The 595-nt window shown below is 55.8% G+C and carries 1 pseudogene; it reads right to left on the bottom strand.

Annotated features, from left to right (window positions below):
• Positions 1-595 (bottom strand): annotated as a pseudogene (locus V7676_RS18735) (helix-turn-helix domain-containing protein); the annotation flags it as partial.

Here is a 595-nt window from a genome sequence, read left to right as displayed (position 1 = left end):
GCCCCAGCCAATGATCTTCAGATAGGTAAAGTCGGTCTGCCACATCTGATTGATGGCAGTCGTCTTATCCTTGAACTCGCTAGCGGCTTTTATCACAATGAAGTTCGGGCTGGTAATCAGGTCATGCGCCTTGAGCAGTCGGTACACGCTGGCTTCTGATACAAAGTAGCTCTTGGTATCGGTGAACGTCACCGCCAGTTCGCGAGGGCTGAGATCGGTGCGTTCCAGCGCCATGTCCAGTATCTGGCCCTGGATATCATCCGGGATGCGGTTCCAAGCGCGGCGGGGTCCAGGTCGCTTGTCTTGCAGCGCCTCTTCGCCGAACCGCTGATACAGATCATACCAGCGGTAGAAGGTAGGCCGGGCGATGCCCAGCCTGTCCAGCGTCTGTTTGGCAGGCAGATGTGAACGTTCGACGATGCGGATAATCTCCAGCTTCTCGGATGCGGGATATCTCATTCGTCTTCTCCCCCATCCCCGATCATGCTTTTTTTAAGAAGCCGCATCTCAAGCATCTGTTCAGCGACAACCTCCTTCAGATCACGGGCTTCCTTACGAAGGTCGCGCACCTCATCGGTAATGGCGGCACGCGCAG

This window comes from Parasphingorhabdus sp., from assembly GCF_036963805.1.
Taxonomy (GTDB): Bacteria; Pseudomonadota; Alphaproteobacteria; order Sphingomonadales; family Sphingomonadaceae; genus Parasphingorhabdus.
This window is presented reverse-complemented; position numbering and strand designations above follow the sequence as displayed.